This is a genomic window from Ancylothrix sp. D3o (assembly GCF_025370775.1).
Lineage (GTDB): Bacteria > Cyanobacteriota > Cyanobacteriia > Cyanobacteriales > Oscillatoriaceae > Ancylothrix.
In genome coordinates this window covers 87,933-100,336 of sequence record NZ_JAMXEX010000012.1, presented here as the reverse complement: position 1 = coordinate 100,336, position 12,404 = coordinate 87,933, and the positions used below count along the sequence as shown (strand labels likewise).

Annotated in this window: 10 protein-coding genes; 4 read left to right on the top strand and 6 right to left on the bottom strand. The window is 42.8% G+C overall.

Going from position 1 to position 12,404, the window contains the following annotated elements; all coding sequences use genetic code 11:
* Positions 1-7: 7 nt before the first annotated feature.
* Positions 8-2,929: an excinuclease ABC subunit UvrA gene (gene uvrA / locus NG798_RS18980; protein WP_261225272.1), complete on the bottom strand. Its 2,922-nt coding sequence runs from the start codon at positions 2,927-2,929 to the stop codon at positions 8-10.
* 74 nt (positions 2,930-3,003) lie between these two features.
* Entirely contained in the window at positions 3,004-3,447 is a 444-nt protein-coding gene (locus NG798_RS18975; protein ID WP_261225271.1) for a retroviral-like aspartic protease family protein, read from the bottom strand.
* A gap of 407 nt (positions 3,448-3,854) precedes the next feature.
* On the opposite strand from NG798_RS18975, the gene NG798_RS18970 reads away from it, so the two are divergent.
* The gene (locus NG798_RS18970) at positions 3,855-5,483 is read left to right on the top strand and encodes a hypothetical protein (protein WP_261225270.1); all 1,629 of its coding nucleotides are present in this window, start codon (positions 3,855-3,857) and stop codon (positions 5,481-5,483) included.
* Between the two features lie 180 nt (positions 5,484-5,663).
* A complete protein-coding gene (locus NG798_RS18965) occupies positions 5,664-6,527 on the top strand; it encodes a M48 family metallopeptidase (protein ID WP_261225269.1) in 864 nt (287 codons plus the stop codon).
* A 34-nt stretch (positions 6,528-6,561) separates the two neighbouring features.
* On the opposite strand, the gene NG798_RS18960 is transcribed toward NG798_RS18965, so the two are convergent.
* Positions 6,562-7,251 (bottom strand): M15 family metallopeptidase, encoded by a 690-nt coding sequence (locus tag NG798_RS18960; RefSeq protein ID WP_261225268.1) that lies wholly within the window; start codon positions 7,249-7,251, stop codon positions 6,562-6,564.
* A 130-nt stretch (positions 7,252-7,381) separates the two neighbouring features.
* Positions 7,382-8,155: a 1-(5-phosphoribosyl)-5-[(5-phosphoribosylamino)methylideneamino]imidazole-4-carboxamide isomerase gene (hisA, locus tag NG798_RS18955; protein ID WP_261225267.1), complete on the bottom strand. Its 774-nt coding sequence runs from the start codon at positions 8,153-8,155 to the stop codon at positions 7,382-7,384.
* Positions 8,156-8,331: 176 nt separating this feature from the next.
* On the opposite strand from hisA, the gene NG798_RS18950 reads away from it, so the two are divergent.
* Both NG798_RS18950 and NG798_RS18945 read left to right on the top strand, forming a co-directional pair.
* Complete coding sequence (locus tag NG798_RS18950; RefSeq protein ID WP_261225266.1) at positions 8,332-9,756, top strand: GH25 family lysozyme; 1,425 nt, start codon at positions 8,332-8,334, stop codon at positions 9,754-9,756.
* Between the two features lie 55 nt (positions 9,757-9,811).
* Complete coding sequence (locus tag NG798_RS18945) at positions 9,812-10,972, top strand: glycoside hydrolase family 10 protein (RefSeq protein WP_261225333.1); 1,161 nt, start codon at positions 9,812-9,814, stop codon at positions 10,970-10,972.
* 175 nt (positions 10,973-11,147) lie between these two features.
* Here the strand turns inward: NG798_RS18945 and NG798_RS18940 are convergent, their stop codons facing one another.
* Both NG798_RS18940 and NG798_RS18935 read right to left on the bottom strand, forming a co-directional pair.
* Complete coding sequence (locus tag NG798_RS18940; protein WP_261225265.1) at positions 11,148-11,501, bottom strand: hypothetical protein; 354 nt, start codon at positions 11,499-11,501, stop codon at positions 11,148-11,150.
* A 73-nt stretch (positions 11,502-11,574) separates the two neighbouring features.
* Positions 11,575-12,381 (bottom strand): acyltransferase, encoded by an 807-nt coding sequence (locus tag NG798_RS18935; RefSeq protein WP_261225264.1) that lies wholly within the window; start codon positions 12,379-12,381, stop codon positions 11,575-11,577.
* Between the last annotated feature and the right edge of the window lie 23 nt (positions 12,382-12,404).

Here is a 12,404-nt window from a genome sequence, read left to right as displayed (position 1 = left end):
CATCTATTCAAGTTTTTGGCGGATAATATTGCAAAGCTTTTTTCAAATATTGCGCCGTATAACTCCCCGGAGTTTCCGCTACTTTTTCGGGCGTGCCAAAAGCAATAATTTCGCCGCCTTTATCGCCTCCTTCTGGCCCCAAATCGATCACCCAATCCGAGCAGCGAATCACATCTAAATTGTGCTCAATCACCAAAATAGAATTACCTTTATCCACCAAACGCTGCAACACATTTAACAACTGATGAACGTCATAAAACGATAAACCAGTTGTCGGTTCATCAATGAGATAAAGCGTTTTTCCTGTGGCGCGCCGTGACAATTCAGTGGCTAATTTTACCCGCTGCGCTTCTCCACCAGAAAGCGTTGGTGCCGGTTGTCCGAGTTGAATATATCCTAACCCCACATCAAGCAAAGTTTGTAACCGGCCCGCCGCACGCGGAATATTTTTAAACATTTCCAGCGCCTCCTCCACCGTCATATTTAAAACATCGGAAATCGACTGGTTTTTATATTTAACTTGCAAGGTTTCACGGTTATATCTTGCCCCCTTACACACCTCACACTGGACATAAACATCAGGTAAAAAATTCATTTCAATTACATTCATGCCTTGTCCACTGCACGCCTCACATCTTCCCCCCTTGACATTAAAAGAAAATTGCCCTTGTTTATACCCCCGTGCTTTTGCCTCAATTGTCTCCGCAAAAACGCCGCGAATAATATCAAAAACTCCTGTATAAGTAGCAGCATTTGACCGGGGTGTGCGTCCGATGGGAGACTGATCAATCACAATCACTTTATCAATTTCATCCAATCCTTTCATCGCTTCCAATTCTTTTGGAAAAGGCACTTTTTTAGTTAAATGATGCTGCAAAGCAGGATACATTAATTCATTAACTAAAGTTGATTTACCCGACCCAGAAACGCCCGTTACGCAGACAAGTTTACCCAGCGGAATTTCAACATTAATATCTTTTAAGTTATTCCGGTTGGCATTTTTCATTATCAACTTTTTGCCATTGCCACCTCTTCGTTTTGGCGGCGTTTCAATGACACTTCGCCCCGAAAGATAGGCTCCGGTGAGAGATTTTTCTGCCGTTAAAAGCGCTTCTAAATCGCCTTGGGCAATAATTTCTCCCCCATGTACACCGGCTTTTGGCCCAATATCCACTAAATAATCAGCAGCGCGAATCGTTTCTTCGTCATGTTCGACAACAATTAACGTATTTCCTAAATCGCGCAATTTCGTTAATGTATTCAACAAACGATTATTATCACGCTGGTGTAAACCAATGCTAGGTTCATCTAAAACATACAAGACACCGGTTAATCCTGAACCAATTTGCGTAGCCAAACGAATGCGCTGCGCTTCGCCGCCAGAAAGCGTCATAGCCGGTCGATCCAGCGTTAGATAATCTAAGCCAACATCGAGTAAAAACTGCAAGCGAGCGCGAATTTCCCGCAAGACTAAATCAGCAATCTTTGCTTGCCGGTCACTTAATTTTAAATTGTGAATGCGTTCCAAACAATCGCCAATAGAAACCCCGCTTAACTCTAAAATTCTATAGCCTCCTAAGCGCACCGCCAGGGCTTCTGGTTTAAGGCGTTTTCCATGACAAGCTTCGCAAGGTTGCTCGTGAACATAAGGCTCAAGTTTTTGTTTTTGTAATTCTGAAGAAGTCTCATCATACTGGCGTTGTAATAAAGGAATAACCCCCGGAAAACGGCGCATATATCCCTGTCCGCTGCGGTAGCGAGATTCAGTTTCAATCAAAATTTCTTCTTCGGAACCATAGAACAAAATTTTCTGTTGTTCGCGGGTTAATTTTTTCCATTGCGTGTTTAATTCAAAACCAAAGGCTTGCCCAACGCTGTGAAGTAAAGATAAATAATAAGGGTCTTCTTTTTCTGCCCAAGGTACAACGGCGCTATACACCGGCGCATTCAAATCTGGCACTACTAATTCTGGCGAAAATGTTCGCAAACTGCCCAATCCATGACAATTTGGGCAAGCACCATAAGGCGAATTAAAAGAAAATAAACGCGGTGAAAGTTCTTCCATAACTGCGCCATGTTCCGGACAGGCAAAGTTTTCAGAAAAAACAATTTCTCGCTCATTTTTGGCATCCGGTTCGGCTGCTAAAATTAAAACAATTCCTTCTGAATGTTTTAAACAAGTGCTAAGCGAATCGAAAAGACGTTCTTGGATGCCTTCTTTTTTGATCAGCCGATCAATTACAATTTCTATGGTATGAGAAAGATTTTTATCTAATTCGATGCTGTCGGAAAGTTCGCGGACTTCGCCATCAATTCTTACCCGCACAAAGCCTTCGGAAGCAAGGGAAGAAATGAGTTTTCTATGAGTGCCTTTTTTTCCTCTTACCACCGGCGCGAGAATTTGAAATTTTGTTTTGTCTGGCAGTTCTAAAATCCGGTCGCACATTTCATCAATGGTTTGCGGCGCAATTGACCGGTCACAAATCGGACAATGGGGCTCACCGGCCCGTCCATAAAGTAAGCGAAAATAATCATAAATTTCTGTGACTGTCCCCACCGTTGAACGGGGGTTATGAGAGGTTGATTTTTGGTCAATAGAAATTGCCGGACTTAACCCTTCAATGGCATCAACATCAGGTTTATCTAATTGTCCTAAAAATTGACGAGCATAGGCGCTGAGAGATTCTACATATCGGCGTTGTCCCTCGGCAAAAATTGTGTCAAATGCAAGGGAAGATTTACCACTTCCAGAAACGCCGGTGAAAACGATCAGCCGGTCGCGTGGTAATTCGAGGTCGATGTTTTTTAAATTGTGCTGTCTGGCTCCGCGTATGCGGATGGTGTTCCCTGGTAGATGTGCGTGAGAGGGGTTGAGTTGGAATTCTGGGGCTTTTTCTGGCGAGTCAGACAGAGGGACAAAATTGGACATGAAGACAAAACATTATACTGCTTAATAATTTTAGCGCTCTGCCATAATTCTTAACACTCAACCGCCCTGACGTTTTAAAGTATCGTTAAATAAGTTTCTGTTGGCCCGTCTGGCAGCAGTTTTAAGGCTTGATTTTTTAAATCTATTTCAATGCCTAATGCTTCCATCGGAATTACACCTAAAAGTGCCCGGCTTCCTCCTGGTAATTCTAAACATTCAAACGTTCCTTCTCGTCCTTGCAAGATAATAGTAGCATCTCGAAAAATACGGGCTTCGCTGATACCCGTTGCCGTTTCAATCACAACTTGTTTAAGGATTTTTAAACCAAGTTGGGCGATGATATCTGCCGGTAAACATAATGTGGTGGCGCCGGTGTCTACCAGCACATCATTGAGGACAACAGACCTTACTTGATCCGCGCTAATAAGCCCATCTTCGGCTTTGCCTTGATCGAGCCGGTTGATAATCGTTAGAGTGGTTGTTACTTTTCCCATTGTTTCGTCTTGAATTTGGGGCATAAATTTAAAAGGTGTGTGAGGTCATTTGTTGAATGCGGGTCTGACAGAATGAAACCATCAGCCATCAAAAAAAACCCTCATCCGACTTAATAATATTAGCATTAATTTAGCTGAACCGTAAAATACACAACCAATCAAAACTCATTATTAGCGCTATTAATTTAAACCAAAATAGACTAAAATTTAAATAACTAAACAAACTGATTACCCCTAGCCCCTAACTTGTAATAAATGTGGCAAAATTTCGCCGATTTTCCCATAATAATGTAGCTTTTATGACAAAATTAAACAAATTTAGCCGTCAAACACGACATTCTGTTTAAATAGAATTTATTGGCACTTAAAAAAATCCCACAATTAACCAATTTCTCCAACCACTCAGCCAACAAAACAACATAAAAATCTTTATGAGAAATTTATTTATTCAGCAAGCCCTCGCCCAAATTCCAAACATCTTGAGTCGCCTCGATAGCAACCCCCACAGCCCCACCTACGGCAGTTTTGACCGCAACTTCTGGCACCACAAAATCACCGATTTTCCCACCGGCACCGCCATTGAATGCGTATGGCCCCTCGCCTTAGTTTATGACTTAAACATTCCAGAAAATCCCTATTACCAACAACCGGCCTTGCGTCAATGGATAGAAGCCGGCATCTTTTATGCAGCCAAAAGCGCCCACCCAGACTTTTCCTGCGACAACTATTTTCCCTATGACAGAGATAGCAAAGCCACCGCCTTTTCCCTTTTAGCCTGCATAGAAACTTGCGTCTTACTTGAACTAGATAACCCCGAAGTTCTCAATTTTTTTGAAAAGCGAGCCGACTGGTTAGCAAACCACCATCAAATAACCCATCCCACGCATATATTAGCCGCAATTATCCTTTGCTTAGAACTGCTTTCTCAACTTTATAAAACCTCCAAATGGAAACGCGCCAAAGCAGCATTTTTAGAAAAACTTTTACAATCTCAAACCCAAGAAGGTTGGTTTCCAGAAAATAACGGATGTGACCCTGGGTATCATACCCTAACCCTTTCTCATTTAGCCAGACTCTATCAACTCAAACCCGATCCAAAACTCCGAGAAAGCCTCATCAAAGCCATAGAATTTGCCGGCCAATTAATTCATCCCGATGGCTCCTATGGCGGAGACAATAGAAACGGCGGAGATTATTTTTTCCCGCACGGCTTTGAATTAATTGGTCGCTGGTTGCCCGAAGCTTTACGCATCAATGATACTTTTTTGCAAGCAATCGCCACCGGCATATTTCCCCCTTTTTGCGATGAACGAAACACCCCTCTTTATGTCAGTAATTATTTACTTGCAGGGCGAGATTTTGTTTCCGACCGGCCCCTTGCTGCACCCCGTCCCATCAGTCGTTTTTGGTTTCAGCAAGCCCAAATTTTTATTGACCGGCGCAACTTTACCAACAGTCCAACTCTCCCCAGCGCGCCACCCACCCAACGTCCCTCAGCCAACACAGAACTATATGTTGTCCTCAGTCAAGGAGGAGCTTTTAAACTGTTTCGAGACGGCAAATTAGTTGCCTCTGATACACACTTTTCTGTTGTAATTAACCAAAACAATCAAATCAAAAACTACACCGCAAACTTAACATCCCAAAACACCATAGAACTCGAAAAAGAGCAAATAATCATTCAAGGTCAATTGCAATGGGTAAAACAGCAAAACCTCACCCCAAAAAAATTAATTTTGCAGAGACTAATTGCCCTCAGTCTAGGCCGCTTTTTTCCCCAACTTATCAGCCTACACCATCCAAAAAATCGGCAACAAAATCCACCCTTGCATTTTACTCGCCGGCTGCGTTGGCAAACCGGCCAGTTGCTAGTAATTGATGAATTAGAATGTGATAATTGGGAAAACGTCATAGCAGTAGGAATTGGCAGCAGTTTAACAAGTGCAAATACCCAAATAAAACGCATTCAAAACTCTAAGCTACCAGCTTGGATAGATTTGACAGCCACCGCCCAAAAACTCTCTAGCGGCGATGTTTTAAAATTAGAGCGCCGGTTGTAAAATTATTGTCTAGTGCCTTTGTAGGTTGGGTTTCGTTTCTCAACCCAACCTACTACTAAAGGTATATTCTTAAAGAAAGATAACTCCGAAAAACACCCCTTTGAAAGACACCTCTAGGTAGATGATTTTCAACAGCCCCGGATGCTAGTTTCCTGTTAAAAGAGTAGGGAGAAAAAAGCAGTGAATCGTGGGCTGTTTCGTTTAGGAATGGGGCTATTAGTTGCCTTTTTCGGACTAATTAGCTATTTGGCAAGCGGCGTAAAAAATCCTATCACAGGAGAAACACAGCGCGTAAAAATGACCCCTCAAGAAGAAGTCGCCCTGGGGTTACAAGCGCGGGGAGAAATGGCACAAGAATTTGGCGGACTTTATCAAGATAAAGTTTTACAAGATTATATAGATAGCGTTGGCTTAAAAATTGTCCAGCAGTCAGGCGCCGCCCAAGCCGGCTATCCCTTTGATTTTCACTTATTACGAGATCCTCAAACCGTCAACGCTTTTGCCCTACCAGGCGGACAAATTTTCGTTACGATGGGTTTAATGCGGCGTTTGCAAAGTGAAGCACAACTGGCCGGTGTCCTTGCCCACGAAATCAGTCATGTCATCGCAAGACACGGTGCCGAACACTTAGCCAAACAACAACTCGGTGCAGCCCTTGTAACCGCTGTTGGCGTTGCCACCACTGATGAATACGGAAGAGGCCGAGAAAGCGCCGTCATCGCCCAAGCCGTCAATCAAATGGTGGGTTTGCGTTATGGTCGCCAGGATGAACTCGAATCCGACCGGCTGGGAGTGCGGTTTATGAGTGAAGCCGGTTATAACCCAAAAGCCATGATCGAAGTCATGCAGATCCTTGACGCAGCGAGCAAAGGAGGCAAACAGCCAGAATTTCTCAGCAGTCACCCGAATCCGGGGAACCGAGCGCAACAATTAAACACTCTGATCGCCGAACAATACCCCAATGGAGTGCCGGCAAACCTGCAAACCGGACGCGAAGAATTTAACCGCATTGTATTATCTCGTGTAGGAATGGCAGGCCAATAAAACAGTAATAAAAGTAAATTTTGCCAGCAATTATTCATTCCAAACGACCATAACGAGCGCAACTTTCACCGCTTAACCAAGCCCACATTTGATCACCCAAACAAAAATGCCACCATTCCGAGGGATGTTGAAGAAAACCGGCCCTTAACATAGCGTCTTTTAAAATGCAGCGGTGGGTGTGATATTGCATTTCTTGGGCTTGGCAACTTTCCCCAAAATGATCGGGAAAAGAACGCGGGGAAATTTCATCAATAGGCGAACCCATATTCACCGGCTCTTTTTTTTCATCAACTAAAGTCACATCCACCGCCGCGCCGGTGCTGTGCGGTGGTGGAGTCGCCAGATCCAAACTCGGACGAGCCCAAAACTGATAAACCCGCTCCATCATTTCTTGCTGCTGAATTTGAGTTAAATTTTCCGCTTTTAAATTTTCAATTTCTAACAATTGGTGAAAACTATAATCCACCATAAATTTCTGAACAGAAACCGGCCGGTAAGCATCAAAAATTTGCAAACTCCAAAGAGGATAACTTTCTTGTAAAAATTCTTGGGCCTTCAACAAAGCCGCCAGCACACTTTCGCGCACAAAAAAAGGCGATTTTCCCCCATACGGCGCACCGAGTTTTTGATAAGGATGCGGCGAAACCAAAGCAAACTTTTCTGGCGGAATTGCCACCAAACTTTCCCCACATTCCTTAATCGCAACTGAATAAAAAGGTTTCATTATACTAACCAAAAGCTAAAAACTTTTTTAATTTAACCACACAATGAATCTGGCGTTCTAAAAACCCAGTTTCTTGAAAAAAAACCGGGTTTTTGCCATAGCGCCGTATCTAAAACTCTATAAAGCAAAATTAAGCAAAACCAGAAGAACCTAAATCAGGAGGCACATCTTGCCACCGGCCCTCTCCCACCGCTTGAATGGCCTCTTTCAGCGAAATATCGCCCGTATATAACGCTCTTCCCACAATCACACCAGTCACGCCTTGCGGTTCCAAAGCAAGCAAACTCAGCAAATCTGTCACCGAACTTACCCCCCCAGAAGCAATCACCGGCACATCCACCGCCGCCGCCATTTCCCGCAACGCCGCCATATTCGGGCCAGAAAGCGTCCCATCCCGGTGAATATCCGTATAAATAATCGCCGCAGCGCCTAATTTCGCCATTTGCTGAGCTAAATCGGTTGCTAAAACCTCGGAAGTTTCCAACCAGCCTCGCGTGGCAACTTTGCCATTACGCGCATCAATTCCCACCACAATTTGACCAGGGAATTCTTGACACAACTCCTTTACCAAATCGGGCTTTTCTACCGCAACTGTACCCAAAATCACGCGGTCAACGCCAAGGGCCAATATATCAGCCACCGTCTGCCGGTCGCGTAAACCGCCACCCACTTGCACCGGCACATTTGTTGAGCGGACAATTTCTGCAATAGCGGGCCGGTTCACAGGCTCACCTTTTTTTGCGCCATCAAGATCCACCAAATGCAAGCGCGTTGCACCTTGCGCGACCCATTGCTGCGCCACCGCCGCCGGGTTTTCATTAAATGTTTCCGCCTTATCGTAATCTCCTTGATATAAGCGAACACACCGGCCTTCTAATAAATCAATAGCTGGAATCACTTCCATTTTTTATTTCCCCATTCCTGTAATCGAAAAGATAGTTATCAGCCGGTCTTTAAAACAAACCGGTGCAACTCTTTTAACTTTATCTTACAATTTACCTATTCCTCATACACTGTTTTTGCCTTTTCATCTTTCGCATTTTCAGCAATCACCTGACAAGAGACAATCAATAATTAATTATGGGCGCTTACGGAATTGATGTTTCAGACTTTCAAGAAAATGTCAACTGGCGAGCCGTTGCCGATGATGGCATTTCCTTTGCTTTTGCCAAAGCAACCGAAGGAACAACCTTTGTAGCCGATTCTTTTGCAAGAAATTGGTCAGGCATGAAATCGGTTAAAATTTTGCGAGGAGCCTATCATTTTTTTCGACCCCAAAGTGACCCGGAAGCCCAAGCCAAACATTTCCTAAAAATCGTTAAATTTGAACCAGGAGACTTGCCGGCAGTTTTAGACATTGAATCTAGCGGTGGAGTCAGTGGCAGCGCTATAGCTGAACGTATGACCGTTTGGTTAAACATTGTTGAAAAAGCCACAAAACGCAAACCAATTATTTACACTTATCCGGGGTTTTGGGAACGCATTGGAAATATCCAAAAATTTACCGATTATCCGCTGTGGATCGCGCATTATACCAACGATCCTGAGCCTTGGGTAACAGGAGGTTGGGATGTGTGGACAATGTGGCAATTTACCGATTCTGGGAGGGTTAAAGGAGTCTCAGGGCCGGTGGATATAAACCGCTTCCAAACTTCGCGGGAAGGCAAGCGAAATTCCAAAGTAAAAACGGTGCAAAAATGCCTAAAAGACAAAGGGTTTTATGGTGGAACAATTGATGGATATTTTGGCAACACAACCAAAAAAGCTATCGTTGATTTTCAACGGAGAAGAGGTTTAGAAGCGGATGGTTTGGTGGGGGTAGAAACCTGGACAGCATTGCTTGATGGTTCGTCATCAGCTAACATTGCTCCCGCACCTTCTCCGACACCTTCTCCGGCACCCAAACCAACCCCAACACCGGCCCCAAAATTAGATAACATGACGTTACTTGATGCCTGCCGGTATTATCAGGCATATTCTTTTCAAAATGAGGCATTAGATGCTCTGCAAGAACAAATTCCGCTGAACATCATGGAGCGGTTTTCTCAACTGTGGAGAAATTCTAAAACGGTGTCGCCTATTCGTTTAATTGATGTCTGTAAGTTTTATCAAGGAAACTCGACTCAGCAACAGGCACTACAGTGGTTACAAGGGCAAATTTCTCCAGGTGTGATGCAACAGTTTGCCCGCGAGTGGAGAGCGCAGTCTATTTCGCAATCAACGGGAATTCGCTTGTTAGATGTGTGCCGGTTTTATCAGAGCAAATCAAATCAAAATTTAGCGCTTGTTTGGCTGCAAGGACAAATTCCGTCAGCGACGTTACAAGAGTTTGCTAAAAAGTGGCGAAATTCAAATTTAATTTTGCCGATTCAGTTGTTGGATGTGTGTAAGTTTTATCAGGCACAACCGCATCAAGATGCAGCCTTACAATGGTTACAATCGCAAGTTTCCGCGCAAATTTTAGAAGAATTTGCTCGTCGTTGGCGAAGTAATTCTGCCGGTTAAACCTCTGGGTGGGAAAACCCACCCTGCCAACCTCAAAAACCTACGGAAAAAGATTATGGAATTGCGTGGAGTATGGCTAACAAATACCGCCAGTAAGGTATTACATTCGCGGGACAATATTAAAGAAGCAATGGAGTTTCTGGCGGAAACCGGCTTTAATTTTGTGTTTCCGGTGGTTTGGAATAAAGCCCTAACAATGTATCCCAGCCAAGTCATGCTGGAAAATTTTGGCGTAGAAATTGATCCGCTTTATAAAGGTCGAGATCCGCTGGCAGAATTAATAGAAGAAGCTAAAAAAGTTAATTTAAAAGTTATTCCTTGGTTTGAATATGGGTTTGCGACTTCGTATAACCTTAATGGTGGTCATCTTCTGGCTAAAAAACCTGAATGGGGGGCCAAAGACCAGGCCGGTAATTTACTGAATAAAAACGGCTTTGAGTGGATGAATGCTCTTGATCCGCAAGTGCAAGAATTTATGTTAAATATGGTTTTGGAAGTTGTCAAAAATTATGATATTGATGGCGTTCAAGGCGATGATCGAATGCCGGCTTTTCCTTCGGAGGGAGGGTATGATGTGGCAACAATTGAACGTTACCGGCAAATGTTTGAAAAAGACCCCCCGCAAAATCCAAAAGATCCCCAATGGGTACAGTGGCGTGCTGATATTCTCACCGGCTTTTTAGAACGTATTTACACTGAAGTAAAAGCGCTGAAACCAGAGATAGCAGTTTCGATGTCACCCAATATTTATAAATGGGGCTTGGATGAGTATTTGCAAGATTCAAAAACCTGGGTTAACCGTCAGTTAGTTGATTTGATTCACCCCCAACTTTACCGCCGCGATTTTGGAAGTTATAAAAGCCTCATAGATAAACTTGTTACCGAGCAATTTACGCCGGAACAATTACCAAAACTTTTCCCTGGAATTTTGATTAAATTGGGGCCATATCGTATCAGTGCGGAAGATTTAGTTAGGAAAATTGAGTATAATCGTTCGGTGGGAATTCAAGGGGAAGTTTTGTTTTTTTATGAAGGGTTAAGAGAGAATGATGGGGCTTTGGCAAAGGCTTTACGGGAGGGGCCGTATGGCAGGCCAGCATCGGAAGTTCCTATGTTTTCTGCTAAGAATAGAAATTTGCCTGGGTTTTCTTTTCAAAGAGTTTTTCCTCGCTTTTATGCGGTTTTAAGTCGCTTTCGTGCTTGGCTTCGTTTTTAGGGAAAAGTAATTTAGTAAGTTTTCAGGATAGGTCGGATTTATACAGGGTGTTTTTTTTGGATTTTATGGCTTTAAGCATCAGGGGTTTTCTACCGCAGATATATAGCAGCGGCGATGCTTGCTTTACATCTGTGTCGTCTGCTTTTTTTTGGGCTTTTGGCAAGTGGATTTGGTCTTATTTTAATTGGCGGTTCAGCAGGGGTTGAAGTTTAATTTCCGTGAGATAGGCTAGGGTAAATAGTAGGCAAAATTTGATGAAGTATTCTAGCCACAAGTTGCTGATAAATGGGGTTAAATTCAACTGAAGTAAAATCGGGAAATGGAAAATATAGATGGCATAGGAAATGGGAGCAATTTTTGCAAAGATTCCCAGTAGCCGGTCGAAGTTATAAAAATTCTGCTGATACCATAAGAAGCCAAGCCAAATAATTAAAAGTGCTGATAAAAAATGCCGGAAAACTAAAAAGGGATAAACCCCAAATTTAATTTCTTGAGTTTGGAAGATAGGAAATAAGCTAAGAATAATCATAAAACCTAATGATAAGCTGAGGATTTGTAGCCGCTTGAAGGTAAATTTGCCTTGCAGAAAACAAATTGCTAATTCAACCCCACCAAATAATTAGATAAGAACCAACCAAACAAAGATGATTGGGGTAAGCAGTAAAAATCAGGTAACAACAGGCGGAAAAGGCTAAAATAATGTAAAGCCGTTTCGATTCTGGTAAAAACTTGTAAATCGGGTAAAAAAGCATATAAAACCACCACTCATAAGACAAAGACCATAGGGGTAAATTGCCTAAAAAGGGGCTAAACCAATTTCCCGGTTTAACGCGGCCAAAATCTTGAAGTAAAAGTAAATTGCCGATGAGTTCTTGCCAAGAAAACTTTTCTGCTAAGTTCCCATTAAAATAGAAAATAATGATAGATAAAAGAATAGATAAAAGAAAGGGGAAATAGATTCTTCTAAACCGGCGCACACAAAAGGAGCGAAAATCAAGGTTTTTTTGATGAGTAGATAAATAAATCACAAAACCGCTGATTAGAAAAAATAACATTACGGCTTCTTGGCCGGCAAAAAACAACAGCTTCCAATTTTCTGAAATCATGTCTAAGCCATACAAGCCATAAACAAGATTATGCAAAACAACATAAAGCGAAGCCAAACCTCGCAGACTATCAAGCTTTTTCAGATGAATTTTTTGGCTGCTCATTTTATACACACTTAAAAAAAGAAAATAACCCTTGCCGGTGACGTTATAGCAAGCGAACTGAAACGCTGAGGAAACTCGCACAGATTGGATCTTAAGTTTACTCGGAAGTTTCACCCCAAGCGACATAATCGGCATCCCTGAGATGGCTTGTTTTATCCTGCCGGTGTCACAAGCGAGTACAATAGCACCACAACTCAAATTTTTAACATTTAAAATCTTGA

Bases quoted from the DNA above. Each gene is read 5' to 3' on its own strand.
- NG798_RS18975 (WP_261225271.1), bottom strand. From the start codon at position 3,447: ATGCCCCAAATTCAAGACGAAACAATGGGAAAAGTAACAACCACTCTA.
- NG798_RS18945 (WP_261225333.1), top strand. From the start codon at position 9,812: ATGGAATTGCGTGGAGTATGGCTAACAAATACCGCCAGTAAGGTATTA.
- NG798_RS18950 (WP_261225266.1), top strand. From the start codon at position 8,332: ATGGGCGCTTACGGAATTGATGTTTCAGACTTTCAAGAAAATGTCAAC.
- NG798_RS18940 (WP_261225265.1), bottom strand. From the start codon at position 11,501: ATGATTATTCTTAGCTTATTTCCTATCTTCCAAACTCAAGAAATTAAA.
- uvrA (WP_261225272.1), bottom strand. From the start codon at position 2,929: ATGTCCAATTTTGTCCCTCTGTCTGACTCGCCAGAAAAAGCCCCAGAA.
- hisA (WP_261225267.1), bottom strand. From the start codon at position 8,155: ATGGAAGTGATTCCAGCTATTGATTTATTAGAAGGCCGGTGTGTTCGC.
- NG798_RS18970 (WP_261225270.1), top strand. From the start codon at position 3,855: ATGAGAAATTTATTTATTCAGCAAGCCCTCGCCCAAATTCCAAACATC.
- NG798_RS18960 (WP_261225268.1), bottom strand. From the start codon at position 7,251: ATGAAACCTTTTTATTCAGTTGCGATTAAGGAATGTGGGGAAAGTTTG.